Origin of the sequence: Bacillus cereus group sp. MYBKT14-1 (genome assembly GCF_051915185.1) — a bacterium.
Taxonomy (GTDB): Bacteria; Bacillota; Bacilli; order Bacillales; family Bacillaceae_G; genus Bacillus_A; species Bacillus_A cereus.
Genome location: NZ_JBQAEF010000022.1, coordinates 24,881 through 47,229 on the forward strand (window position 1 = coordinate 24,881; position 22,349 = coordinate 47,229).

The following is a 22,349-nucleotide window of genomic DNA, read 5'->3' on the forward strand; positions in this document are numbered from 1 at the left end:
CCCTTGATAGATGTAAATAACTTTGAATATATGAAGATTGGACTTGCTTCACCTGACAAGATTCGTTCTTGGTCATACGGTGAAGTTAAGAAACCAGAAACTATTAACTATCGTACGTTAAAGCCTGAAAAAGATGGCTTGTTCTGTGAGCGTATTTTCGGACCACAAAAGGACTGGGAATGTCATTGCGGAAAATACAAACGTGTACGTTATAAAGGTGTAGTTTGTGATCGATGTGGCGTTGAAGTAACGCGTGCAAAAGTACGTCGTGAACGTATGGGTCATATCGAATTAGCTGCTCCTGTATCTCATATTTGGTATTTCAAAGGTATCCCGAGCCGCATGGGACTTGTCTTAGACATGTCCCCTCGCGCGCTTGAAGAAGTAATTTATTTCGCTTCTTATGTTGTAACAGAAAGTGGAGATACACCACTTGATAAGAAGCAATTACTTTCTGAAAAAGAATACCGTGCATATCGTGATCGATATGGTAGCACATTCCAAGCTGCTATGGGTGCAGAAGCAATTAAAAAGCTACTACAAGACATCGATTTAGATAAAGAAGTAGACTTCTTAAAAGAAGAATTAAAAACAGCACAAGGACAACGCCGTACTCGTGCTATTAAACGTCTAGAAGTATTAGAAGCATTCCGTAACTCTGGAAATGAACCGTCTTGGATGATCTTAGATGTTCTACCAGTAATCCCACCAGAACTACGCCCAATGGTACAGTTAGACGGTGGACGTTTTGCTACTTCTGACTTAAACGACTTATACCGTCGTGTAATTAACCGTAACAACCGTTTAAAACGTCTATTGGACTTAGGTGCACCAAGCATCATCGTTCAAAACGAAAAACGTATGTTACAAGAAGCTGTAGACGCATTAATCGATAATGGTCGTCGTGGCCGTCCAGTTACTGGGCCAGGTAACCGTCCATTAAAATCACTATCTCACATGCTTAAAGGTAAACAAGGACGTTTCCGTCAAAACTTATTAGGTAAACGTGTTGACTACTCTGGTCGTTCTGTAATCGTTGTAGGACCGAACTTAAAGATGTATCAATGTGGATTACCAAAAGAAATGGCGCTTGAACTGTTCAAACCTTTCGTAATGAAAGAGTTAGTTGAAAAAGGATTAGCACATAACATTAAGAGTGCGAAACGTAAAATCGAGCGTGTACAACCTGAAGTTTGGGACGTTTTAGAATCTGTGATTAAAGAACATCCAGTACTTCTAAACCGCGCACCAACACTTCACCGTCTTGGTATCCAGGCGTTTGAACCTACATTAGTAGAAGGTCGCGCAATCCGTCTTCACCCACTTGTATGTACTGCATACAACGCGGACTTTGACGGTGACCAAATGGCCGTTCACGTACCTTTATCATCAGAAGCTCAAGCTGAAGCTCGTCTTCTTATGTTAGCGGCACAAAACATCTTGAACCCGAAAGACGGTAAACCAGTTGTTACTCCATCTCAGGATATGGTATTAGGTAACTATTACTTAACACTTGAGCGTGAAGGTGCAATCGGTGAAGGTATGGTCTTCAAAGATGCAAATGAAGCATTGCTTGCATATCAAAATGGATATGTTCATCTTCATACACGTGTTGCAGTAGCTGCAAGTGCAGTAAACAACGCAACATTTACTGAAGAGCAAAAGAGTATGCTTCTATTAACAACAGTTGGTAAATTAATATTTAACGAAATCTTACCAGAGTCGTTCCCTTATATTAATGAACCAACAAATTCAAACCTTGAAAAAGAAACACCAGCGAAATATTTCGTTGAAAAAGGTGCGAACATTAAAGAAATTATTGCTAGTCGCGAAGAAGTGGCGCCATTTAGCAAGAAGATCCTTGGTAACATCATTGCGGAAGTGTTCAAACGTTTCCAAATTACAGAAACGTCTCGCATGCTTGACCGTATGAAAAACTTAGGATTCAAGTACTCTACAAAAGCTGGTATTACAGTTGGGGTATCTGACATTCTTGTATTAGGCGAAAAAGATGAAATTCTCCACGAAGCACAAGCAAAAGTAGATAATGTAATTAAACAATTCCGTCGCGGTTTAATCACGGAAGAAGAACGTTACGATCGCGTTATCTCTATTTGGAGTAATGCAAAAGATGTTATCCAAGGAAAACTGATGAAATCCTTGAATAAACGCAACCCAATCTTCATGATGAGTGACTCAGGTGCCCGTGGTAACGCATCTAACTTTACTCAGCTTGCTGGTATGCGTGGTCTTATGGCCAATCCATCTGGTCGTATCATCGAACTTCCAATCAAATCGAGTTTCCGTGAAGGTTTAACAGTACTTGAGTACTTCATCTCTACGCATGGTGCGCGTAAAGGTCTTGCCGATACAGCACTTAAAACTGCCGATTCTGGTTACTTAACACGTCGTCTTGTTGACGTTGCACAAGATGTAATCGTTCGTGAAGATGATTGTGGAACAGATCGCGGTTTATTAATTGGTGCGATTAAAGAGGGTAATGAAGTTATCGAGTCATTATATGATCGTCTTGTTGGACGTTTTGCAAGAAAAACTGTAAAACATCCTGAAACAGGTGAAGTATTAGTTGCTGAAAATCAATTAATTACTGAAGATATCGCTCATATCGTTGAAAATTCGGGTGTTGAAACTGTAAACATTCGTTCAGCGTTTACGTGTAACACTCGCCACGGTGTATGTAAGAAGTGTTACGGTCGTAACTTAGCAACTGGAACAGACGTAGAAGTAGGAGAAGCGGTAGGTATTATCGCAGCTCAATCTATCGGTGAGCCAGGTACACAGTTAACGATGCGTACATTCCATACAGGTGGGGTTGCCGGAGATGATATTACTCAAGGTTTACCTCGTATCCAAGAGATCTTCGAAGCTCGTAATCCGAAAGGTCAGGCAGTTATCAGTGAAATCGACGGTGTTATCGCAGCGATCAACGACGTTAAAGATCGCCAAGAAGTAGTTGTACAGGGTGAAGTTGAAGCTCGTACGTATGCTATTCCTTACGGTGCTCGTCTGAAAGTAACTCCAGGACAGCCAATTAGCCACGGTAAAGAGTTAACAGAAGGTTCTATTGATCCGAAAGAATTACTAAAAGTAACGGACATTACGGCGGTTCAAGAATACTTATTACGTGAAGTTCAAAAAGTATACCGTATGCAAGGGGTAGAAATTGGTGACAAACACGTAGAAGTAATGGTACGTCAAATGTTACGTAAAGTTCGTGTAAGTGATGCAGGTGAAACAGATGTATTACCAGGAACATTACTAGATATCCATCAGTTCACTGATGCGAATGCTAAGGTCTTACTGCAAGGTAAGCAACCAGCAACAGCTAGACCTGTTCTACTTGGTATTACAAAAGCTTCACTTGAAACAGATTCATTCTTATCTGCAGCATCGTTCCAAGAAACAACTCGTGTCTTAACTGATGCAGCAATTAAGGGTAAACGCGATGAACTTCTAGGATTAAAAGAAAATGTTATTATCGGTAAACTTGTTCCTGCTGGAACAGGTATGAATCGTTATCGCAAAGTGGATCTTGTAAAAACAACACAAGATGACATGAATGTAGAAAACGATGAGGTTTATGTGGAACAGTAAAATTTTCCGGCATAAATTTTGTATAAAAACAATTAATCTTAGTTGACATTGTATGAGTCAAAATGTTACTATAATCAAGGTTGCTCCTGAACGATGCTTTGGAGGATATTTATATGTCTTATCAAAAAGTATCAACTGCTGAAAATGTAGTCGTTGGTCATAAACGCACATTGGAGGCAATCAAAAATGGTACAGTTAAAGAAGTTGTCATCGCAGAGGATGCTGACATGCGGTTAACCCATGCTATCATTCGTGTTGCAATGCAATATAACGTGCCCATAACAAAAGTTGAATCAGTTCGTAAGCTTGGTAAAGCTTCGGGGATTCAAGTGGGAGCTTCAGCAATAGGAATAATAAGTTAAAACTGTTTTTGTGAGGAGAGAGCATTTGCTCTTCCTTGCAAAAACTTTGTTTTCAACTAATAATGAACCACCTGGATATGTGGTCATACAAACATGCGAAGGGAGGATAATCAAATGCCTACTATTAACCAATTAGTGAGAAATGGTCGTACTGATAAAGTATGGAAATCTAAATCACCTGCGTTAAACAAAGGTTTTAACTCTTTAAAGAAAAAATCAACTGATATCTCTGCACCTCAAAAACGTGGTGTATGTACTCGTGTTGGTACAATGACTCCAAAGAAACCTAACTCAGCGTTACGTAAATACGCTCGTGTACGTTTAACAAACGGTATCGAGGTTACAGCTTACATCCCAGGTATCGGTCATAACCTACAAGAGCATAGCGTAGTATTAATTCGCGGTGGTCGTGTAAAGGATTTACCGGGGGTACGTTACCACATCGTTCGTGGTGCGCTTGACACAGCTGGTGTTGACAAACGTATGCAAGGACGTTCTAAATATGGTACTAAGAGACCAAAACCTGCTAAAAAATAATAACTTTAAAATGAAAGGAGGAACTCAATATGCCTCGTAAAGGACCTGTTGCGAAACGTGACGTGTTACCAGATCCAATGTACAATTCGAAGCTAGTAACACGCCTTATCAACAAAATGATGGTTGACGGTAAAAAAGGTAAATCTCAAACAATTCTTTATAATGCGTTCGATATCGTAAACGAACGTACTGGTAAAGAGCCAATGGAAGTATTCGAGCAAGCTCTTAAGAACATCATGCCTGTTCTTGAAGTACGCGCTCGTCGTGTTGGTGGTGCTAACTACCAAGTTCCAGTTGAGGTTCGTCCAGAACGCCGTACAACTTTAGGTCTTCGTTGGTTAGTAAACTACGCTCGTCTTCGTGGTGAAAAAACTATGGAAGAGCGTCTTGCTAACGAAATCTTAGATGCAGCTAACAACGCTGGTGCATCTGTTAAGAAACGTGAAGACACTCATAAAATGGCAGAAGCTAACAAAGCATTTGCTCATTACCGTTGGTAGGATTCAACGTAAAATAAATGTAAGCATAAACCGCTTTATTTGTCGCTTATGGAAGTGTGGAGAGGGAGAATGCCTCTCCCTTTCATCGGGCGCTCGTTTTACATAATGAGAGTACTGGACATACTGACATGTGTAACAATATAAAGTGGCTTTTTTGCTACTTAAAATAAAAAAATCCAATCCATATATGGAAGGAGCAAGACACCAAATGGCAAGAGAGTTCTCTTTAGAAAACACTCGTAATATTGGTATCATGGCTCACATCGATGCTGGTAAAACAACAGCAACTGAGCGTATTCTGTACTACACAGGACGTATTCATAAAATCGGTGAAACTCACGAAGGTGCATCTCAGATGGACTGGATGGAGCAAGAGCAAGAGCGTGGTATCACAATTACTTCTGCTGCAACTACAGCACAATGGAAAGGTCATCGTGTAAACATCATTGATACTCCAGGACACGTAGATTTCACAGTAGAAGTAGAACGTTCTTTACGCGTACTTGATGGCGCTGTAGCAGTACTTGATGCGCAATCTGGTGTAGAACCACAAACAGAAACTGTTTGGCGTCAGGCTACTACTTACGGCGTACCTCGTATCGTATTCGTTAACAAAATGGATAAGATCGGTGCAGATTTCTTATACTCTGTAGGAACAATCCACGATCGTTTACAAGCAAACGCACATCCAATTCAGTTACCAATCGGTGCTGAAGATGAGTTCAATGGTATCATTGACCTTGTTGAAGAGTGTGCTTACATGTACGGTAACGATTTAGGAACAGACATTCAACGTGTTGAAATTCCTGAAGAGCACAAAGAATTAGCTGAAGAATACCGTGGAAAACTTATTGAAGCGGTAGCTGAGCTTGATGAAGAAATGATGATGAAGTACCTAGAAGGTGAAGAAATCACTGTAGAAGAGCTTAAAGCTGGTATCCGTAAGGCTACAACTTCTGTAGAATTCTTCCCAGTAATCTGTGGTTCTGCATTCAAAAACAAAGGTGTTCAAATTCTGTTAGACGCAGTTATCGACTACCTTCCATCTCCACTAGATGTACCTGCTATTAAAGGTACTCTACCGGATACAGATGAAGAAGTAGAACGTAAGTCTAGCGATGAAGAACCATTCGCAGCTTTAGCATTCAAAATCATGACTGACCCTTATGTTGGTAAGTTAACGTTCTTCCGTGTGTACTCTGGTGTGTTAAACTCTGGATCATACGTGAAAAACTCAACTAAAGGTAAGCGTGAGCGTGTAGGTCGTATCCTACAAATGCACGCTAACAGCCGTGAAGAGATTTCAACAGTTTACGCTGGTGATATCGCTGCTGCTGTAGGTTTAAAAGATACTACTACTGGTGATACTCTTTGTGACGAGAAGAGCCTTGTTATCCTTGAGTCTATGGAATTCCCAGAGCCAGTTATCTCTGTAGCTATCGAACCAAAATCTAAAGCTGACCAAGATAAAATGGGTACAGCATTATCTAAGCTTTCTGAAGAAGATCCAACATTCCGTGCTCACACTGACCAAGAAACTGGCCAAACTATCATCGCTGGTATGGGTGAACTTCACCTTGATATCATCGTTGACCGTATGCGCCGTGAATTCAAAGTGGAAGCAAACGTTGGTGCTCCTCAGGTAGCATACCGTGAGACTTTCCGCGCTGCTGCGAAAGTTGAAGGTAAGTTCGCTCGTCAATCTGGTGGTCGTGGACAATTCGGTCACGTTTGGATTGAGTTTGAACCTAACGAAGAAGGTAAAGGATTCGAATTCGAAAACAAGATCGTCGGTGGTGTAGTTCCTCGTGAATACATCCCAGCTGTTGGAGCAGGTCTTGAAGATGCACTTAAAAATGGTGTACTAGCTGGTTATCCACTAGTTGACATTAAAGCTGCATTAGTTGACGGATCTTACCATGATGTCGATTCATCTGAGATGGCGTTCAAAATCGCTGCATCTATGGCACTTAAAGCTGCGGTTTCTAAATGTAACCCAGTAATTCTTGAGCCAATGATGAAAGTTGAAGTTGTAATTCCTGAAGAGTACATGGGTGACATTATGGGTGACGTAACATCTCGTCGTGGACGTGTAGAAGGTATGGAAGCTCGCGGTAACGCACAAGTTGTTCGCGCTATGGTTCCACTTTCTGAAATGTTCGGTTATGCAACGTCATTACGTTCTAACACTCAAGGACGCGGAACATTCTCTATGGTGTTTGACCACTATGAAGAAGTACCAAAGTCTGTTTCTGAAGAAATTATCAAAAAAAATAAAGGTGAATAATTGATTTTTATCGATTGTTCAAGTATAACTACTTATGTAAGCTTAGAAAGTGGGACGTAAGTTTCACTTTCTAGTCTAAATATAAAATAACCTATATAAACTAAGGAGGAATTTAGAATGGCTAAAGCTAAATTCGAACGTTCTAAACCCCATGTTAACATCGGTACAATCGGCCACGTTGACCATGGTAAAACTACATTAACTGCTGCGATCACTACAGTTCTTGCAAAAGCTGGTGGTGCTGAAGCACGCGGATACGATCAAATCGATGCTGCTCCAGAAGAAAGAGAGCGCGGTATCACAATCTCAACTGCACACGTTGAGTACGAAACTGAAACTCGTCACTATGCACACGTTGACTGCCCAGGTCACGCTGACTATGTTAAAAACATGATCACTGGTGCTGCTCAAATGGACGGCGGTATCTTAGTAGTATCTGCTGCTGATGGCCCAATGCCTCAAACACGTGAGCACATCCTTCTTTCTCGTCAAGTAGGTGTTCCTTACATCGTTGTATTCTTAAACAAATGCGACATGGTAGATGACGAAGAATTATTAGAATTAGTAGAAATGGAAGTTCGCGACCTATTATCTGAATACGGATTCCCAGGCGACGACATTCCTGTAATCAAAGGTTCTGCTCTTAAAGCTCTTCAAGGAGAAGCTGATTGGGAAGCAAAAATCATTGAATTAATGGCTGAAGTTGATGCTTACATCCCAACTCCAGAACGTGAAACTGACAAACCATTCTTAATGCCTGTAGAGGACGTATTCTCTATCACAGGTCGTGGTACAGTTGCTACTGGTCGTGTTGAGCGCGGTATCGTTAAAGTTGGTGACGTAGTAGAAATCATCGGTCTTGCTGAAGAAAATGCTTCTACAACTGTAACTGGTGTAGAGATGTTCCGTAAACTTCTTGACCAAGCTCAAGCTGGAGACAACATCGGTGCTTTACTTCGTGGGGTTGCTCGTGAAGACATCCAACGTGGACAAGTACTTGCAAAAAGCGGTTCTGTAAAAGCTCACGCTAAATTCAAAGCTGAAGTTTTCGTATTATCTAAAGAAGAAGGTGGACGTCACACTCCATTCTTCGCTAACTACCGTCCTCAGTTCTACTTCCGTACAACTGACGTAACTGGTATCATCCAATTACCAGAAGGTACTGAAATGGTAATGCCTGGTGACAACATCGAAATGACTATCGAACTTATCGCTCCAATCGCTATCGAAGAGGGAACTAAATTCTCTATTCGTGAAGGTGGACGTACAGTAGGTTACGGTGTAGTTGCTACTATCGTTGAGTAATCTTAACTGATATAAAAAAACCTAAGGGATTTTCCCTTAGGTTTTTTGTTTGCGTTTATATAAGGAAGCAGAGGGTGTTTTTTGTTTTGACGAGTTTCTTCTATAGTATTATAAAAACGACAAAAGATAATCCAGAAACTGTAAAATGAATTCTGTTAGATGAAAACTTGAAATTCTTTAAAGTGCCATGTATAATAGCAAAAGTAGAGAAAAGCAGATGCAAACAAAAAGATGCTTGCATCTAGACGAATAACATTGTATAATAGACAATGTTGGTCTTTGACTGCGATGAAGTGGAAGGTTGCTGACACACCCGGCCGCTTTGCCATGGCATGGTGTGGGGAAATTTCCATGGAGAAGGTCTATTTTAGAAATAGGCGAACGAAGGAGGGAAAATAATGGCAAAAGAAAAAATTCGTATCCGTTTAAAAGCTTACGATCACCGTATTCTTGATCAGTCAGCTGAGAAAATTGTAGAAACAGCTAAGCGTTCTGGGGCAACAGTTTCTGGTCCGATCCCATTACCAACTGAAAAAACTGTTTACACAATTCTTCGTGCTGTTCATAAGTACAAAGATTCTCGTGAGCAATTCGAAATGCGCACGCACAAACGTCTAATCGACATCGTGAGTCCTACTCCACAAACAGTAGATTCATTAATGCGTTTAGACTTACCATCTGGTGTAGATATCGAAATCAAACTATAATTTATATAACTTAAAAATGTAGGAGGTGTAACTCATGACCAAAGGAATCTTAGGAAGAAAGATCGGTATGACTCAAGTATTTGCTGAGAACGGTGAGTTAATCCCAGTAACAGTTATCGCTGCTAATCCAAACGTTGTTCTTCAAAAGAAAACAACTGAAACTGATGGCTACAATGCAATCCAGTTAGGATTTGAAGATAAACGTGAAAAGTTAACTAACAAACCTGAACAAGGCCACACTGCTAAAGCATCTACAACTCCTAAGCGCTTCATTCGCGAAATCCGCGATGCAGACGTGGACGGATTAGAGGTTGGTCAAGAGGTAAAAGTTGACGTATTCGCTACAGGTGAAATCGTTGATGTAACAGGAATTTCTAAAGGTAAAGGTTTCCAAGGTGTTATCAAACGCCACGGACAATCTCGCGGACCTATGTCTCATGGTTCTCGCTATCACCGTCGTCCAGGTTCAATGGGCCCAGTTGCTCCGAACCGTGTATTCAAAGGCAAAAAACTTGCTGGACGTATGGGTGGAGACCAAGTTACTATCCAAAACTTAGAAATCGTTCAAGTTGACACTGAGCGCAACTTATTACTAGTAAAAGGTAACGTTCCAGGTGCTAAGAAATCTCTTGTAGTTGTTCAAGGCGCTGTGAAGGTTAGCAAATAATTCACAATAGGAAGGAGGAATTCCAATGCCAAAAGTTACTGTATATAACCAAACTGGTTCACAGGTTGGTGAAATCGAATTAGCTGAAGCTATTTTCGGTATCGAACCAAATGAAGCTGTACTTTTCGAAGCTGTAATGATGCAACGTGCATCTTTACGTCAAGGTACACACAAAGTAAAAACTCGCTCTGAAGTTCGCGGTGGTGGTCGTAAACCATGGCGTCAAAAAGGAACTGGACGTGCTCGTCAAGGGTCTATCCGCTCTCCTCAATGGCGTGGTGGTGGTACGGTATTCGGACCTACACCAAGAAGCTATGCGTACAAACTTCCTAAGAAAGTTCGTCGTTTAGCAATCAAATCTGCATTAGCTACTAAAGTAGTTGAGAACAACATTGTAGTTCTTGAAGACCTAGTGTTAAATGCACCAAAAACAAAAGACATGCTAGCAGTACTTAAAGGATTAACTGTTGAGAAGAAAGCTCTTATCGTAACTGCTGATGCAAACGAATCTGTAGAGTTATCTGCTCGCAATATCCCTGGAGTAACAGTAATCACTGCTGATGGCGTAAACGTTTTAGACGTGCTTCATCATGATAAGCTAATCATGACAAAAGCGGCAGTGGAAAAAGTAGAGGAGGTGCTTGCATAATGAGAGATCCTCGTGATATCATTAAGCGCCCAGTTATCACTGAACGTTCTATGGAAATGATGGCTGAAAAAAAATACACGTTCGATGTGGACGTTAAATCTAATAAAACAGAAGTTAAAGATGCTCTTGAAGCGATCTTTGGTGTTAAAGTAGAAAAAGTGAACATCATGAACTACAAGCCGAAAGCAAAACGCGTTGGTCGTCACGCTGGTTTTACTAGCCGTCGTCGTAAAGCAATCGTTAAGCTAACTGCTGACAGCAAAGAAATCGAAATCTTCCAAGGCGTTTAATTCTTACTAAAGAAGGAGGGAAATTGAGATGGGAATCAAAAAGTATAATCCAACTACTAACGGTCGTCGTAATATGACTACGAATGATTTCGCTGAAATCACGACTGATAGACCCGAAAAGTCATTACTTGCTCCTTTAAGCAAGAAGGCTGGTCGTAATAACCAAGGTAAAATCACTGTACGTCATCAAGGTGGCGGACATAAGCGTCAATACCGTATCATCGACTTTAAGCGTAACAAAGATGGAATTCCAGGACGCGTTGCTACGATCGAATACGATCCAAACCGCTCTGCGAATATCGCATTAATTAACTACGTTGACGGTGAAAAACGTTACATTCTTGCTCCTAAATCTTTAGAAGTAGGTATGGAAGTTATGTCTGGCCCAGAAGCTGACATTAAAATCGGTAACGCATTACCATTAATCAACATTCCAGTAGGTACTGTTGTTCATAACATCGAGCTTAAGCCTGGTCGTGGCGGACAATTAGTTCGTTCTGCTGGTACATCTGCTCAAGTACTTGGTAAAGAAGGTAAATACGTACTTGTACGTTTAACTTCTGGTGAAGTACGTCTTGTATTATCTGCTTGTCGCGCTTCAATCGGTCAAGTAGGTAACGAACAACACGAACTTATCAAAATCGGTAAAGCAGGTCGCTCTCGCTGGTTAGGTAAACGCCCAACAGTTCGTGGTTCTGTAATGAACCCTGTTGATCACCCACACGGTGGTGGTGAAGGACGTTCTCCAATCGGACGTAAGTCTCCAATGTCTCCATGGGGTAAACCAACTCTTGGATTCAAGACTCGTAAGAAAAACAAAGCGTCTGACAAATTTATCGTTCGTCGTCGTAAAAAATAATGGGATTGTAGTACGGTTCATTTCTAGAACCGTACGCCAATCACGAAGGGAGGCACCAAAATGGCTCGTAGCTTAAAAAAAGGACCATTTGTCGATGATCACTTAATGAGCAAAATGGAAAAATTAGTTGCATCTGAGCAAAAACAAGTTGTTAAAACTTGGTCTCGCCGTTCAACAATCTTCCCTCAGTTCATCGGACACACAATCGCTGTATATGATGGTCGTAAACACGTACCTGTGTACATCACTGAGGATATGGTTGGCCATAAGTTAGGTGAATTCGCACCAACTCGTACGTACAAAGGTCACCTTGCTGACGATAAGAAAACTAGAAGATAATGAGAGGAGGCACTTCAATGCAAGCTAAAGCAGTAGCGAGAACAGTTCGTATTGCTCCTCGTAAAGTTCGTTTAGTAGTAGACTTAATCCGAGGTAAGCAAGTGGGTGAAGCGATTGCTATCCTTAACCACACACCAAAAACTGCTTCTCCAGTTGTAGAAAAAGTTTTAAAATCTGCAATCGCAAATGCAGAGCACAATTATGAGATGGACATTAACAACCTAGTTGTAGAAAAAGTTTTCGTTGACGAAGGTCCAACGTTAAAACGTTTCCGTCCACGTGCAATGGGTCGTGCAAGCCAAATTAACAAACGCACAAGCCACATCACAGTTGTGGTATCAGAAAAGAAGGAGGGATAATCGATGGGTCAAAAGGTTAATCCAATTGGTCTTCGTGTCGGCGTTATCCGTGACTGGGAATCTCGTTGGTTCGCTGAGAAAGATTACGCTACATTATTACATGAAGACATCAAAATCCGTGAGTACATTAATGTACGCTTAAAAGATTCTGCTGTTGCTAAAGTAGAAATCGAACGTGCAGCAAATCGTGTAAATGTTACAATTCACACTGCAAAACCTGGTATGGTAATTGGTAAAGGTGGTACTGAAGTTGAAGCACTTCGTAAAGCTCTTAACCAATTAACAGGCAAGCGTGTACACATCAACATTTTAGAAGTTAAGAGAGCTGATCTTAACGCTAAATTAGTAGGCGAAAACATCGCTCGTCAATTAGAAAACCGTGTATCATTCCGTCGTGCACAAAAGCAAGTTATTCAACGTGCTATGCGTGCAGGTGCTAAAGGTATTAAAACACAGGTTTCTGGTCGTCTTGGCGGAGCTGATATCGCTCGTGCAGAATCTTACAGTGAAGGAACTGTTCCACTTCATACACTTCGCGCTGATATTGACTATGCAGCAGTTGAAGCTGATACAACATACGGTAAATTAGGCGTAAAAGTATGGATCTACCGTGGAGAAGTCCTTCCTACAAAAAAGAAAGCTTCTGAGGAAGGAGGAAAATAATATGTTAATGCCAAAACGCGTAAAATATCGTAGAGAGCATCGTGGTAAAATGCGTGGTCGTGCTAAAGGTGGAACTGAAATTGCTTTCGGTGAATTCGGTTTACAAGCACAAGCTGCTTCATGGATTACAAACCGTCAAATCGAAGCTGCTCGTCGTGCAATGACTCGTTACATGAAACGTGGCGGTAAAGTATGGATTAAAATTTTCCCTTCTAAACCTTACACTGCAAAACCTCTAGAAGTACGTATGGGTTCCGGTAAAGGGGCACCAGAAGGCTGGGTAGCAGTAGTAAAACCTGGGAAAATTATGTTCGAAATCGCGGGTGTATCTGAAGAGGTAGCACGCGAAGCATTACGTCTTGCAGCTCACAAGTTACCTGTGAAATGTAAATTCGTAAAACGTGAAGAAAATGGTGGTGAATCTAATGAAAACTAATGATATTCGTGAATTAACCACTGCCGAAATCGAAACAAAAGTTAAAGCTTTAAAGGAAGAGTTGTTTAATCTTCGCTTCCAACTTGCTACAGGACAATTAGAGAATCCAACTCGCATTCGTGAAGTGCGTAAAGCAATTGCTCGTATGAAAACTGTAGTTCGTGAAAGAGAGATCGGAATTAATCGATAAATTGAGGGGAGGTTTGCATAGTGAGCGAACGTAACCAACGCAAAGTTTATACTGGTCGTGTAGTGTCTGACAAAATGGACAAAACGATTACAGTTTTAGTTGAAACTTACAAAACTCATTCCTTGTACGGAAAACGTGTTAAGTATTCTAAGAAGTACAAAGCCCATGATGAGCAAAACCAAGCGAAACTTGGCGATATCGTTAAAATCATGGAAACTCGCCCGCTTTCTGCTACTAAGCGTTTCCGTTTAGTTGAAATCGTTGAAGAAGCGGTTATTATCTAAATAGACGAATCGGAATTTTTAGTCCGAAGGGAGGTTTCATAACATGATCCAACAAGAATCTCGTTTGAAAGTTGCTGACAACTCTGGTGCACGTGAACTTTTAACAATTAAAGTATTAGGCGGCTCTGGTCGTAAATATGCTAACATTGGTGACATTATCGTTGCTACGGTAAAACAAGCAACACCAGGTGGCGTTGTTAAAAAAGGTGACGTTGTTAAAGCAGTAGTAGTACGTACGAAGAGCGGAGCTCGTCGTCCGGACGGTTCTTACATCAAATTTGATGAAAACGCAGCGGTTATCATTAAAGACGATAAGAGCCCACGTGGTACTCGTATCTTCGGACCAGTAGCTCGTGAATTACGTGATAGCAACTTCATGAAGATCGTTTCTTTAGCTCCAGAAGTTCTATAATTTAAGGTATTGCCTTGCTAAGGAGGTGCAGAATTAAGATGCATGTAAAAAAAGGTGATAAAGTACAGGTAATCACTGGTAAAGACAAAGGAAAACAAGGCGTTATCCTTGTGGCTTTCCCAAAGCAAAACCGTGTTATCGTTGAGGGTGTCAATATCGTTAAGAAGCACTCTAAGCCATCTCAATTAAATCCACAAGGTGGAATTATTACTAAAGAAGCACCTATTCACGTTTCTAACGTTATGATTTTAGATCCGAAAACAGGTGAACCTACTCGCGTAGGCTTCAAAGTAGAAGATGGTAAAAAAGTTCGTATTGCAAAAAAATCTGGTGAATTATTAGATAAATAATTTTCTTAAGAAAGGAGGTCACTTCATTGAATCGCCTTAAAGAGAAGTTCCAAAAGGAAATTACTCCTGCTCTAGTGAGCAAGTTTAACTATAAATCTGTAATGCAGGTACCAAAAATCGAAAAGATCGTAATCAACACTGGTGTTGGTGACGCGGTATCTAACTCAAAAGCGTTAGACAACGCAGTAGAAGAATTAACACAAATCACAGGTCAAAAACCTGTTGTAACTCGTGCTAAAAAATCAATCGCTGGTTTCCGTCTTCGTGAAGGTATGCCAATCGGTGCGAAAGTAACTTTACGCGGCGAGCAAATGTATGAGTTCTTCGACAAATTAGTATCAGTTTCTTTACCACGTGTACGTGATTTCCGTGGTGTTTCTAAGAAATCATTCGATGGTCGTGGAAACTATACATTAGGTGTTAAAGAGCAACTTATTTTCCCTGAGATTGATTATGATAAAGTAAGCAAAGTCCGCGGTATGGACATCGTAATCGTTACTACAGCGAAAACTGATGAAGAAGCTCGTGAACTTTTAACACAATTCGGTATGCCATTCCAAAAATAATGGAAGCCAACGCTAAGTAGAGGAGGCGAAAACGTGGCTAAAAAATCTATGATAGCGAAACAAAAGCGTACTCCTAAGTTTAAAGTACAAGAGTATACACGTTGCGAACGCTGCGGTCGTCCGCATTCTGTATACCGCAAATTTAAACTTTGCCGTATTTGTTTCCGTGAACTTGCATATAAAGGTCAAATTCCTGGTGTTAAAAAAGCTAGTTGGTAAAACCCACAAATGGGAAGGAGGTAAAACACATGGTGATGACAGATCCAATTGCAGACATGCTTACTCGCATCCGTAATGCGAACATGGTACGTCATGAGAAATTAGAGGTTCCTGCTTCTAAAATCAAAAAAGAGATCGCTGAACTTTTAAAACGTGAAGGTTTCATTCGTGATGTAGAATACATCGAGGATAACAAACAAGGTATCCTTCGTATTTTCCTGAAATATGGTGCAAACAATGAACGTGTAATCACTGGATTAAAACGTATCAGTAAACCTGGCTTACGCGTTTACGCTAAAGCTGACGAAGTACCACGTGTACTTAACGGATTAGGTATCGCTCTTGTTTCTACATCTAAGGGAGTAATGACAGACAAAGACGCTCGTCAATTACAAACTGGTGGAGAAGTAGTAGCATACGTTTGGTAATATATATTTAAAACGAACGGAGGTGTGACCACATGTCTCGTATTGGTAAAAAGATTCTTGAAATCCCTGCAGGTGTTACTATTACAGTTGCAGAAGACAATACTGTAACAGTAAAAGGCCCTAAAGGTGAATTAACTCGTACTTTCAATGCTGATATGCTTATCAAAATTGAAGAGAATACATTAACAGTTGAGCGTCCATCTGAACAGAAGGAACACCGTGCATTACACGGTACAACTCGTGCTTTAATCGGAAACATGGTTGAAGGTGTAACTGAAGGTTTCGCACGCGGACTTGAATTAGTCGGTGTTGGTTACCGTGCTCAAAAACAAGGTGATAAACTTGTATTAAGCGTAGGTTATTCTCATCCAGTAGAAATGACTCCGGAAGCAGGTCTTGAAGTTGAAGTACCTGCACCAACTAAGATCGTAATTAAAGGTATCGACAAGCAACGTGTTGGCGAATTCGCTGCTAACATCCGTGCTGTACGTGCTCCTGAGCCTTACAAAGGTAAAGGTATTCGTTACGAAGGCGAAGTTGTTCGTCGTAAAGAAGGTAAAACTGCTAAGTAAACCCGTTAGGTGAGAGAAAGGAGTGACAAGAATGATCACTAAAGCTGATAAAAATGCGACTCGTAAGAAAAGACATGCACGTGTACGTGCTAAACTTACTGGTACTGCAGAGCGTCCACGTTTAAACGTGTTCCGTTCTAACCAACATATTTACGCTCAAGTTATTGATGATGTGAATGGTGTAACGTTAGTAAGTGCATCTACTCTTGATAAAGACCTTGCTCTTAACGGTACTAGCAATATTGAAGCTGCTACGAAAGTTGGAGAATCAGTTGCTAAGCGTGCTGTAGAGAAAGGCGTTAAAGAAGTAGTATTTGATCGCGGTGGTTACTTATACCATGGCCGTGTTAAAGCTCTAGCTGAAGCTGCTCGTGAGGCTGGATTACAATTTTAATGGTCAAAGGAGGGAAAATTGATGCATCGCATTGACCCAAGTAAATTAGAACTTGAAGAACGTGTAGTTACGATAAATCGTGTCGCGAAAGTTGTTAAGGGTGGTCGTCGTTTCCGCTTTGCTGCACTAGTTGTAGTTGGCGATAAAAACGGTCATGTTGGATTCGGTACTGGTAAAGCACAAGAGGTACCAGACGCAATCCGTAAAGCTATCGAAGACGCTAAGAAAAACTTAATCGCTGTACCATTAGTTGGTACAACAATTCCACACACAATCAACGGTCATTTTGGCGCTGGTGAAGTATTCTTAAAACCTGCTGCTGAGGGTACTGGTGTTATTGCTGGTGGACCTGTTCGTGCGGTCCTTGAATTAGCTGGTGTACAAGATATTCTTTCGAAATCTCTTGGTTCTAACACACCAATCAACATGATTCGCGCTACTGTGAACGGATTAAGCGAACTTAAGCGCGCTGAAGATGTTGCAAAATTACGCGGTAAATCTGTAGAAGAGCTACTAGGTTAAGGAGGGAAAACAAATGGCGAAAAAGTTAGAAATTACCCTCACTCGTAGTGTAATTGGTCGTCCACAAGATCAACGTGCGACGGTAGAAGCTTTAGGTCTTAAAAAGTTGAATTCAACTGTAGTTAAGGAAGAAACTCCTGCTATTCTTGGTATGATCAACAAAGTTTCTCACCTTGTAACTGTAAAAGAAGCTTAAGGATAACTCATTAATATAAGGAGGTGCCTGGGAATGAAACTTCATGAATTAAAACCTGCAGAAGGTTCTCGTAAAGTACGTAACCGTGTCGGTCGTGGTATCGGTTCTGGTAACGGTAAAACTGCTGGTAAAGGTCATAAAGGACAAAACGCACGTTCTGGCGGCGGTGTTCGTCTTGGCTTCGAAGGTGGTCAAACTCCATTATTCCGTCGTTTACCAAAACGCGGCTTCACAAACATTAACCGTAAAGAGTTTGCTATTGTAAACTTATCAACGTTAAATCGTTTTGAAGATGGTACAGAAGTAACACCTGAATTATTGCTGGAAACTGGCGTTATCAGCAAGTTAAACGACGGTGTTAAAGTTCTTGCAAGCGGAGCAGTAGAGAAAAAACTAACTGTTAAAGCGCACAAGTTCTCTTCAAGTGCTAAAGAAGCAATTGAAGCAGCTGGCGGATCAGTTGAGGTGATCTAATGTTTCGTACAATCTCCAACTTTATGCGCGTTGCTGAGATAAGACGTAAAATATTATTCACTTTAGCGATGTTAATCGTATTCAGGATTGGCACGTTTATCCCCGTGCCATTTACAAATGGAGACGTACTGAAGGCACAAGATCAATTAAATGCTTTAGGTATTCTAAATACATTTGGCGGTGGAGCCTTGAAAAACTTCTCCATCTTTGCGATGGGAATCATGCCGTATATTACAGCATCCATCATCGTGCAATTATTGCAGATGGATGTTGTTCCTAAATTTTCGGAATGGTCGAAGCAAGGTGAAATGGGCCGTCGTAAATTAACGCAATTCACGCGTTACTTTACAATTGTTCTTGCGTTTATTCAGGGGTTTGGTATGTCAATCGGTTTTAACGGTATGGTAGGTGGACAATTAATTTTGAATCCAGGTTGGAGCACTTATTTATACATTGCTACGGTACTGACTGCTGGTACTGCATTTTTAATGTGGTTAGGTGAACAGATTACAGCTAAAGGTGTAGGTAATGGTATTTCCATCCTTATCTTTGGCGGTATTGCCGCAGCGATCCCAAGTGTTATATCTCAAGTGTATCAGCAACAGTTTCAAAATATCGGAGATCAATTGTTCATGAGTATCGTTAAAGTTGCATTGATTTTACTAGCTGTGCTAGCAGTTATTGTGGGTGTTATTTTCATTCAACAGGCTGTTAGAAAGATCCCAATTCAATATGCGAAGCGTGTAACAGGAGGAAATGGTGGTTATGCTGGAGCACAAAACACACATTTACCGCTTAAGGTAAATAGTGCTGGTGTTATTCCAGTAATTTTTGCTGTTTCATTCTTAATTACGCCTCCGACTATTGCACAGTTCTTCCCGAAACATGATGTATCGCAGTGGATTATTGCAAACTTTAACTATTCTCACCCAGTGGGAATGATCATATATGTTGCGCTCATTGTAGCCTTCACATATTTCTATGCATTTGTTCAGGTTAATCCAGAGCAAATGTCAGAGAATCTAAACAAGCAAGGTGGATATGTTCCAGGTATTCGTCCGGGTAAGAATACGGAACAATATCTAACAAAAATCTTGTATCGTTTGACCTTTGTAGGATCAATTTTCCTAGCAGCGATTGCAATCTTACCAGTTATCTTTACGAAATTGGGAAATCTTCCTCCATCTGCACAGATCGGTGGAACGAGTATGTTAATCGTTGTCGGCGTTGCTTTAGAAACAATGAAGCAGCTAGAAAGCCAACTGGTAAAACGCCATTACAAAGGGTTTATCAAGCAGTGAGTAAGTGGGAAGAATTGTCTTCCCTACATGCTCATGTACTCTGAGGGGGAACAAGGATGAACTTAATTTTAATGGGGCTTCCTGGTGCTGGTAAAGGTACACAAGCCGAACAGATTGTTGCCAAGTATAACATCCCTCACATTTCAACAGGAGACATGTTCCGTGCAGCTATGAAGGCTGAAACTGAAATGGGTCTACAAGCAAAATCTTTTATTGATAAAGGTGCACTTGTTCCAGATGAAGTTACAATCGGAATCGTTCGTGAACGTTTAAGTCAAGACGACTGCGTAAGAGGTTTCTTACTAGACGGTTTCCCACGAACTGTTGCACAAGCATCAGCTCTTGAAGAAATTATGAAAGATCTTGGCAAAAAAATCGACTATGTTTTAAACATTAATGTGGATTCAGGGTTGTTATTAAAACGCCTTACAGGCCGTCGCATTTGTAAAGAGTGCGGTGCGACTTACCACTTAGAATTCAATCCACCAGCAAAAGCTGATGTGTGCGATAAATGTGGTGGCGAATTATATCAACGCTCTGATGACAATGAAGAAACTGTAGCAAATCGTTTAGATGTAAATATTAAGCAAACAAAACCTTTGCTTGATTTCTACGAAGAGCTTGGTTACTTACAAAGCATTAATGGTGAGCAAGATATCAATAAAGTATTTGCTGATATCGATGTTCTCATCGGAGGCTTAGCGTAATGATAATCTGCAAAACTCCTCGCGAGATAGAAATCATGCGAGAAGCTGGCAGGATCGTTGCTTTGACTCATCAAGAGTTGAAACAGCACATTACTCCAGGAATTACAACGAAAGAGCTCGATCAAATAGCGGAAAAGACGATTCAAAAATATGGTGCTACGCCATCTTTTAAAGGATACAACGGATTTCCGGGGAGCATATGTGCTTCTGTAAATGAAGAGCTTGTACACGGAATTCCAGGGAAGCGCAAGCTCAAAGAGGGCGATATCATCAGTATCGATATTGGTGCGAAATACAATGGGTACCATGGAGATTCTGCATGGACGTATCCAGTTGGAAACATTTCTGAATCTGTTCAAAAGCTACTTGATGTCACAGAAAAATCGTTGTATCTTGGTCTAGAACAAGTAAAACCAGGCGAGAGATTATCAAATATCTCACATGCGGTTCAAACCCATGCTGAAGAGAATGGATTCTCGATCGTTAGGGAGTATGTTGGTCACGGAATCGGGCAAGACTTACATGAGGACCCACAAATCCCGCACTATGGTCCACCAAATAGAGGCCCTAGATTAAAGCCGGGAATGGTCATCTGTGTTGAGCCGATGGTGAATCAAGGAAGACGATATGTAAAAACACTATCTGATGACTGGACAGTGGTAACGGTAGATGGTAAATGGTGTGCCCATTTTGAGCACACGATTGCTCTTACAGAAGCAGGATACGAAATCCTTACCACTTTATAAGTAGCTGGCTCTCCGGGATTTCAGAGCAGTGTAAAATGTTACTGATTTGAAGAAGGGAGAACTATTGAATGGCTAAAGATGATGTAATTGAAGTCGAAGGTACCGTTCTTGAAACGTTGCCAAATGCTATGTTCAAAGTAGAATTAGAGAATGGGCATGTCGTATTGGCTCACGTTTCTGGTAAAATCCGTATGAACTTCATTCGTATTTTACCAGGAGACAAAGTTACGGTAGAATTATCTCCGTACGATTTAAATCGTGGTCGTATTACGTACCGTTTTAAATAATATAGCACTCCGTAATCTTTAAGGAGGTTCGAGACATGAAAGTAAGACCGTCAGTTAAACCAATCTGCGAAAAATGTAAAGTTATTCGTAGACGTGGAAAAGTAATGGTTATTTGTGAAAACCCTAAACATAAACAAAAACAAGGTTAATCAGAAGGAGGTGCATTCGTAATGGCACGTATCGCAGGTGTAGATATTCCTCGAGACAAACGCGTTGTTATTTCTTTAACTTACGTATTCGGCATTGGTCGCACAACTGCTGAAAAAATTCTTGCTGAAGCAGGTATTTCTGAAGAAACACGAGTTCGTGATTTAACGGAAGACGAATTAGGACGTATCCGTGATATCATCGATCGTATTAAAGTTGAGGGAGACCTTCGTCGTGAAGTATCTCTTAACATCAAACGTCTAATGGAGATCGGTTCTTACCGTGGTCTTCGTCACCGTCGTGGTTTACCAGTTCGTGGTCAAAACTCTAAAAACAATGCTCGTACACGTAAAGGTCCACGTCGTACAGTAGCAAATAAAAAGAAATAATAAGTAAAGGAGGTTGAACTAACAATGGCACGTAAAACAAACACTCGTAAAAAACGTGTGAAAAAGAATATTGAAGCTGGTATAGCTCATATTCGTTCTACTTTCAACAACACAATCGTAACACTTACAGATACTCACGGTAACGCACTTTCTTGGTCTAGTGCTGGTGCACTTGGTTTCCGTGGATCTCGTAAATCTACTCCATTCGCTGCGCAAATGGCTGCTGAAACTGCTGCTAAAGCTGCAATGGAACACGGTTTAAAAACTTTAGAGGTTACTGTTAAAGGTCCTGGTGCTGGTCGTGAAGCTGCAATTCGTGCTCTTCAAGCTGCAGGTCTAGAAGTAACAGCAATTAGAGATGTTACTCCAGTTCCTCATAATGGATGTCGTCCACCAAAACGTCGTCGTGTGTAATTTTTCTGTATAGAATTTTCCCTTTTGTCTATAATGGATATGATGCATTATCGAGAAATTTCGTACAGAAACATCGCTTGTTGTGCACAATCGGGAACTGCCTAAGGGGGACTTTCGGTTAGACAGGGGTTATACCTTTGTTTAACCGGGGTTTCGACGTTTTGAAGGAGGGTTTA

At 40.9% G+C, this 22,349-nt stretch carries 34 protein-coding genes; all 34 read left to right on the forward strand.

The window, feature by feature from the left end:
- The first annotated feature begins 3 nt into the window (after positions 1-3).
- The 34 genes from rpoC (at position 4) to rpsK (ending at position 22,173) form a co-directional block, all read left to right on the forward strand.
- A complete protein-coding gene (rpoC, locus tag ACTFO4_RS27645; RefSeq protein WP_000567939.1) occupies positions 4-3,615 on the forward strand; it encodes a DNA-directed RNA polymerase subunit beta' in 3,612 nt (1,203 codons plus the stop codon).
- Between the two features lie 113 nt (positions 3,616-3,728).
- Positions 3,729-3,977 (forward strand): 50S ribosomal protein L7ae-like protein, encoded by a 249-nt coding sequence (locus ACTFO4_RS27650; RefSeq protein ID WP_000121837.1) that lies wholly within the window; start codon positions 3,729-3,731, stop codon positions 3,975-3,977.
- A 114-nt stretch (positions 3,978-4,091) separates the two neighbouring features.
- Positions 4,092-4,514 carry a 30S ribosomal protein S12 gene (gene rpsL / locus ACTFO4_RS27655; RefSeq protein WP_001142341.1) on the forward strand — a complete coding sequence of 141 codons (423 nt, stop codon included), beginning with the start codon at positions 4,092-4,094 and terminating at the stop codon, positions 4,512-4,514.
- Between the two features lie 29 nt (positions 4,515-4,543).
- A complete protein-coding gene (rpsG, locus tag ACTFO4_RS27660) occupies positions 4,544-5,014 on the forward strand; it encodes a 30S ribosomal protein S7 (RefSeq protein WP_001137491.1) in 471 nt (156 codons plus the stop codon).
- Positions 5,015-5,222: 208 nt separating this feature from the next.
- Positions 5,223-7,301, forward strand: a complete 2,079-nt coding sequence (fusA, locus tag ACTFO4_RS27665; RefSeq protein ID WP_000090369.1) for an elongation factor G — start codon at positions 5,223-5,225, stop codon at positions 7,299-7,301.
- A gap of 117 nt (positions 7,302-7,418) precedes the next feature.
- Complete coding sequence (gene tuf, locus ACTFO4_RS27670) at positions 7,419-8,606, forward strand: elongation factor Tu (protein WP_001029614.1); 1,188 nt, start codon at positions 7,419-7,421, stop codon at positions 8,604-8,606.
- Positions 8,607-9,004: 398 nt separating this feature from the next.
- Entirely contained in the window at positions 9,005-9,313 is a 309-nt protein-coding gene (gene rpsJ, locus ACTFO4_RS27675) for a 30S ribosomal protein S10 (protein WP_001040596.1), read from the forward strand.
- Positions 9,314-9,347: 34 nt separating this feature from the next.
- Positions 9,348-9,980, forward strand: a complete 633-nt coding sequence (gene rplC / locus ACTFO4_RS27680) for a 50S ribosomal protein L3 (protein WP_000160207.1) — start codon at positions 9,348-9,350, stop codon at positions 9,978-9,980.
- Positions 9,981-10,005: 25 nt separating this feature from the next.
- On the forward strand, positions 10,006-10,629 hold the full coding sequence (gene rplD / locus ACTFO4_RS27685; protein WP_001127258.1) for a 50S ribosomal protein L4: 624 nt from the start codon (positions 10,006-10,008) through the stop codon (positions 10,627-10,629).
- On the forward strand, positions 10,629-10,919 hold the full coding sequence (gene rplW / locus ACTFO4_RS27690; protein ID WP_001205558.1) for a 50S ribosomal protein L23: 291 nt from the start codon (positions 10,629-10,631) through the stop codon (positions 10,917-10,919). The genes rplD and rplW overlap by 1 nt, the downstream gene beginning before the upstream one ends.
- A 28-nt stretch (positions 10,920-10,947) precedes the next feature.
- Entirely contained in the window at positions 10,948-11,778 is an 831-nt protein-coding gene (gene rplB, locus ACTFO4_RS27695; protein WP_000511583.1) for a 50S ribosomal protein L2, read from the forward strand.
- A 60-nt stretch (positions 11,779-11,838) separates the two neighbouring features.
- On the forward strand, positions 11,839-12,117 hold the full coding sequence (gene rpsS, locus ACTFO4_RS27700; protein WP_000124454.1) for a 30S ribosomal protein S19: 279 nt from the start codon (positions 11,839-11,841) through the stop codon (positions 12,115-12,117).
- A gap of 17 nt (positions 12,118-12,134) precedes the next feature.
- Complete coding sequence (rplV, locus tag ACTFO4_RS27705) at positions 12,135-12,476, forward strand: 50S ribosomal protein L22 (protein WP_001148024.1); 342 nt, start codon at positions 12,135-12,137, stop codon at positions 12,474-12,476.
- A gap of 3 nt (positions 12,477-12,479) precedes the next feature.
- Positions 12,480-13,139 (forward strand): 30S ribosomal protein S3, encoded by a 660-nt coding sequence (gene rpsC / locus ACTFO4_RS27710; protein ID WP_000529956.1) that lies wholly within the window; start codon positions 12,480-12,482, stop codon positions 13,137-13,139.
- A gap of 1 nt (position 13,140) precedes the next feature.
- Positions 13,141-13,575, forward strand: coding sequence for a 50S ribosomal protein L16 (gene rplP / locus ACTFO4_RS27715; RefSeq protein WP_000928969.1), 435 nt, complete (start codon positions 13,141-13,143; stop codon positions 13,573-13,575).
- Positions 13,565-13,765 (forward strand): 50S ribosomal protein L29, encoded by a 201-nt coding sequence (gene rpmC, locus ACTFO4_RS27720; protein ID WP_000855718.1) that lies wholly within the window; start codon positions 13,565-13,567, stop codon positions 13,763-13,765. Before rplP ends, rpmC begins: the two co-directional genes overlap by 11 nt.
- A 20-nt stretch (positions 13,766-13,785) precedes the next feature.
- Positions 13,786-14,049, forward strand: a complete 264-nt coding sequence (gene rpsQ / locus ACTFO4_RS27725; RefSeq protein ID WP_000004106.1) for a 30S ribosomal protein S17 — start codon at positions 13,786-13,788, stop codon at positions 14,047-14,049.
- A gap of 43 nt (positions 14,050-14,092) precedes the next feature.
- Entirely contained in the window at positions 14,093-14,461 is a 369-nt protein-coding gene (rplN, locus tag ACTFO4_RS27730) for a 50S ribosomal protein L14 (RefSeq protein ID WP_000615912.1), read from the forward strand.
- 38 nt (positions 14,462-14,499) lie between these two features.
- On the forward strand, positions 14,500-14,811 hold the full coding sequence (gene rplX, locus ACTFO4_RS27735; RefSeq protein ID WP_000558200.1) for a 50S ribosomal protein L24: 312 nt from the start codon (positions 14,500-14,502) through the stop codon (positions 14,809-14,811).
- Positions 14,812-14,837: 26 nt separating this feature from the next.
- Positions 14,838-15,377, forward strand: coding sequence for a 50S ribosomal protein L5 (gene rplE / locus ACTFO4_RS27740; protein ID WP_001080831.1), 540 nt, complete (start codon positions 14,838-14,840; stop codon positions 15,375-15,377).
- A gap of 33 nt (positions 15,378-15,410) precedes the next feature.
- Positions 15,411-15,596 (forward strand): 30S ribosomal protein S14, encoded by a 186-nt coding sequence (rpsN, locus tag ACTFO4_RS27745; protein ID WP_001085700.1) that lies wholly within the window; start codon positions 15,411-15,413, stop codon positions 15,594-15,596.
- 29 nt (positions 15,597-15,625) lie between these two features.
- On the forward strand, positions 15,626-16,024 hold the full coding sequence (gene rpsH / locus ACTFO4_RS27750) for a 30S ribosomal protein S8 (protein WP_000245511.1): 399 nt from the start codon (positions 15,626-15,628) through the stop codon (positions 16,022-16,024).
- Between the two features lie 32 nt (positions 16,025-16,056).
- On the forward strand, positions 16,057-16,596 hold the full coding sequence (gene rplF / locus ACTFO4_RS27755; RefSeq protein ID WP_000086558.1) for a 50S ribosomal protein L6: 540 nt from the start codon (positions 16,057-16,059) through the stop codon (positions 16,594-16,596).
- A gap of 31 nt (positions 16,597-16,627) precedes the next feature.
- Entirely contained in the window at positions 16,628-16,990 is a 363-nt protein-coding gene (rplR, locus tag ACTFO4_RS27760) for a 50S ribosomal protein L18 (RefSeq protein WP_000628816.1), read from the forward strand.
- Between the two features lie 21 nt (positions 16,991-17,011).
- The gene (gene rpsE, locus ACTFO4_RS27765) at positions 17,012-17,512 is read left to right on the forward strand and encodes a 30S ribosomal protein S5 (RefSeq protein WP_000554646.1); all 501 of its coding nucleotides are present in this window, start codon (positions 17,012-17,014) and stop codon (positions 17,510-17,512) included.
- A 13-nt stretch (positions 17,513-17,525) separates the two neighbouring features.
- Positions 17,526-17,708: a 50S ribosomal protein L30 gene (rpmD, locus tag ACTFO4_RS27770; protein WP_001085234.1), complete on the forward strand. Its 183-nt coding sequence runs from the start codon at positions 17,526-17,528 to the stop codon at positions 17,706-17,708.
- A 33-nt stretch (positions 17,709-17,741) separates the two neighbouring features.
- Positions 17,742-18,182 (forward strand): 50S ribosomal protein L15, encoded by a 441-nt coding sequence (rplO, locus tag ACTFO4_RS27775; protein WP_000766081.1) that lies wholly within the window; start codon positions 17,742-17,744, stop codon positions 18,180-18,182.
- Positions 18,182-19,483: a preprotein translocase subunit SecY gene (gene secY, locus ACTFO4_RS27780; protein WP_000490117.1), complete on the forward strand. Its 1,302-nt coding sequence runs from the start codon at positions 18,182-18,184 to the stop codon at positions 19,481-19,483. The genes rplO and secY overlap by 1 nt, the downstream gene beginning before the upstream one ends.
- A gap of 56 nt (positions 19,484-19,539) precedes the next feature.
- Positions 19,540-20,190: an adenylate kinase gene (locus tag ACTFO4_RS27785; RefSeq protein WP_001048989.1), complete on the forward strand. Its 651-nt coding sequence runs from the start codon at positions 19,540-19,542 to the stop codon at positions 20,188-20,190.
- Positions 20,190-20,936, forward strand: a complete 747-nt coding sequence (gene map / locus ACTFO4_RS27790; RefSeq protein WP_000582539.1) for a type I methionyl aminopeptidase — start codon at positions 20,190-20,192, stop codon at positions 20,934-20,936. The genes ACTFO4_RS27785 and map overlap by 1 nt, the downstream gene beginning before the upstream one ends.
- Positions 20,937-21,004: 68 nt before the next feature.
- A complete protein-coding gene (gene infA / locus ACTFO4_RS27795; protein ID WP_001029884.1) occupies positions 21,005-21,223 on the forward strand; it encodes a translation initiation factor IF-1 in 219 nt (72 codons plus the stop codon).
- A gap of 35 nt (positions 21,224-21,258) precedes the next feature.
- Positions 21,259-21,372 (forward strand): 50S ribosomal protein L36, encoded by a 114-nt coding sequence (gene rpmJ, locus ACTFO4_RS27800; protein ID WP_000868344.1) that lies wholly within the window; start codon positions 21,259-21,261, stop codon positions 21,370-21,372.
- Positions 21,373-21,393: 21 nt separating this feature from the next.
- Positions 21,394-21,759 carry a 30S ribosomal protein S13 gene (gene rpsM / locus ACTFO4_RS27805; RefSeq protein WP_000090788.1) on the forward strand — a complete coding sequence of 122 codons (366 nt, stop codon included), beginning with the start codon at positions 21,394-21,396 and terminating at the stop codon, positions 21,757-21,759.
- A gap of 24 nt (positions 21,760-21,783) precedes the next feature.
- Positions 21,784-22,173 (forward strand): 30S ribosomal protein S11, encoded by a 390-nt coding sequence (rpsK, locus tag ACTFO4_RS27810; RefSeq protein WP_000101798.1) that lies wholly within the window; start codon positions 21,784-21,786, stop codon positions 22,171-22,173.
- Positions 22,174-22,349: the final 176 nt, after the last annotated feature.

What these genes read in the sequence shown, in the direction of transcription:
- ACTFO4_RS27650 (WP_000121837.1), top strand. Translation starts at nt 3,729, where the DNA reads ATGTCTTATCAAAAAGTATCAACTGCTGAAAATGTAGTCGTTGGTCAT.
- rpsL (WP_001142341.1), top strand. Translation starts at nt 4,092, where the DNA reads ATGCCTACTATTAACCAATTAGTGAGAAATGGTCGTACTGATAAAGTA.
- rpsG (WP_001137491.1), top strand. Translation starts at nt 4,544, where the DNA reads ATGCCTCGTAAAGGACCTGTTGCGAAACGTGACGTGTTACCAGATCCA.
- fusA (WP_000090369.1), top strand. Translation starts at nt 5,223, where the DNA reads ATGGCAAGAGAGTTCTCTTTAGAAAACACTCGTAATATTGGTATCATG.
- tuf (WP_001029614.1), top strand. Translation starts at nt 7,419, where the DNA reads ATGGCTAAAGCTAAATTCGAACGTTCTAAACCCCATGTTAACATCGGT.
- rpsJ (WP_001040596.1), top strand. Translation starts at nt 9,005, where the DNA reads ATGGCAAAAGAAAAAATTCGTATCCGTTTAAAAGCTTACGATCACCGT.
- rplC (WP_000160207.1), top strand. Translation starts at nt 9,348, where the DNA reads ATGACCAAAGGAATCTTAGGAAGAAAGATCGGTATGACTCAAGTATTT.
- rplD (WP_001127258.1), top strand. Translation starts at nt 10,006, where the DNA reads ATGCCAAAAGTTACTGTATATAACCAAACTGGTTCACAGGTTGGTGAA.
- rplW (WP_001205558.1), top strand. Translation starts at nt 10,629, where the DNA reads ATGAGAGATCCTCGTGATATCATTAAGCGCCCAGTTATCACTGAACGT.
- rplB (WP_000511583.1), top strand. Translation starts at nt 10,948, where the DNA reads ATGGGAATCAAAAAGTATAATCCAACTACTAACGGTCGTCGTAATATG.
- rpsS (WP_000124454.1), top strand. Translation starts at nt 11,839, where the DNA reads ATGGCTCGTAGCTTAAAAAAAGGACCATTTGTCGATGATCACTTAATG.
- rplV (WP_001148024.1), top strand. Translation starts at nt 12,135, where the DNA reads ATGCAAGCTAAAGCAGTAGCGAGAACAGTTCGTATTGCTCCTCGTAAA.
- rpsC (WP_000529956.1), top strand. Translation starts at nt 12,480, where the DNA reads ATGGGTCAAAAGGTTAATCCAATTGGTCTTCGTGTCGGCGTTATCCGT.
- rplP (WP_000928969.1), top strand. Translation starts at nt 13,141, where the DNA reads ATGTTAATGCCAAAACGCGTAAAATATCGTAGAGAGCATCGTGGTAAA.
- rpmC (WP_000855718.1), top strand. Translation starts at nt 13,565, where the DNA reads ATGAAAACTAATGATATTCGTGAATTAACCACTGCCGAAATCGAAACA.
- rplN (WP_000615912.1), top strand. Translation starts at nt 14,093, where the DNA reads ATGATCCAACAAGAATCTCGTTTGAAAGTTGCTGACAACTCTGGTGCA.
- rplX (WP_000558200.1), top strand. Translation starts at nt 14,500, where the DNA reads ATGCATGTAAAAAAAGGTGATAAAGTACAGGTAATCACTGGTAAAGAC.
- rpsH (WP_000245511.1), top strand. Translation starts at nt 15,626, where the DNA reads ATGGTGATGACAGATCCAATTGCAGACATGCTTACTCGCATCCGTAAT.
- rplF (WP_000086558.1), top strand. Translation starts at nt 16,057, where the DNA reads ATGTCTCGTATTGGTAAAAAGATTCTTGAAATCCCTGCAGGTGTTACT.
- rplR (WP_000628816.1), top strand. Translation starts at nt 16,628, where the DNA reads ATGATCACTAAAGCTGATAAAAATGCGACTCGTAAGAAAAGACATGCA.
- rpsE (WP_000554646.1), top strand. Translation starts at nt 17,012, where the DNA reads ATGCATCGCATTGACCCAAGTAAATTAGAACTTGAAGAACGTGTAGTT.
- rpmD (WP_001085234.1), top strand. Translation starts at nt 17,526, where the DNA reads ATGGCGAAAAAGTTAGAAATTACCCTCACTCGTAGTGTAATTGGTCGT.
- rplO (WP_000766081.1), top strand. Translation starts at nt 17,742, where the DNA reads ATGAAACTTCATGAATTAAAACCTGCAGAAGGTTCTCGTAAAGTACGT.
- secY (WP_000490117.1), top strand. Translation starts at nt 18,182, where the DNA reads ATGTTTCGTACAATCTCCAACTTTATGCGCGTTGCTGAGATAAGACGT.
- ACTFO4_RS27785 (WP_001048989.1), top strand. Translation starts at nt 19,540, where the DNA reads ATGAACTTAATTTTAATGGGGCTTCCTGGTGCTGGTAAAGGTACACAA.
- map (WP_000582539.1), top strand. Translation starts at nt 20,190, where the DNA reads ATGATAATCTGCAAAACTCCTCGCGAGATAGAAATCATGCGAGAAGCT.
- infA (WP_001029884.1), top strand. Translation starts at nt 21,005, where the DNA reads ATGGCTAAAGATGATGTAATTGAAGTCGAAGGTACCGTTCTTGAAACG.
- rpmJ (WP_000868344.1), top strand. Translation starts at nt 21,259, where the DNA reads ATGAAAGTAAGACCGTCAGTTAAACCAATCTGCGAAAAATGTAAAGTT.
- rpsM (WP_000090788.1), top strand. Translation starts at nt 21,394, where the DNA reads ATGGCACGTATCGCAGGTGTAGATATTCCTCGAGACAAACGCGTTGTT.
- rpsK (WP_000101798.1), top strand. Translation starts at nt 21,784, where the DNA reads ATGGCACGTAAAACAAACACTCGTAAAAAACGTGTGAAAAAGAATATT.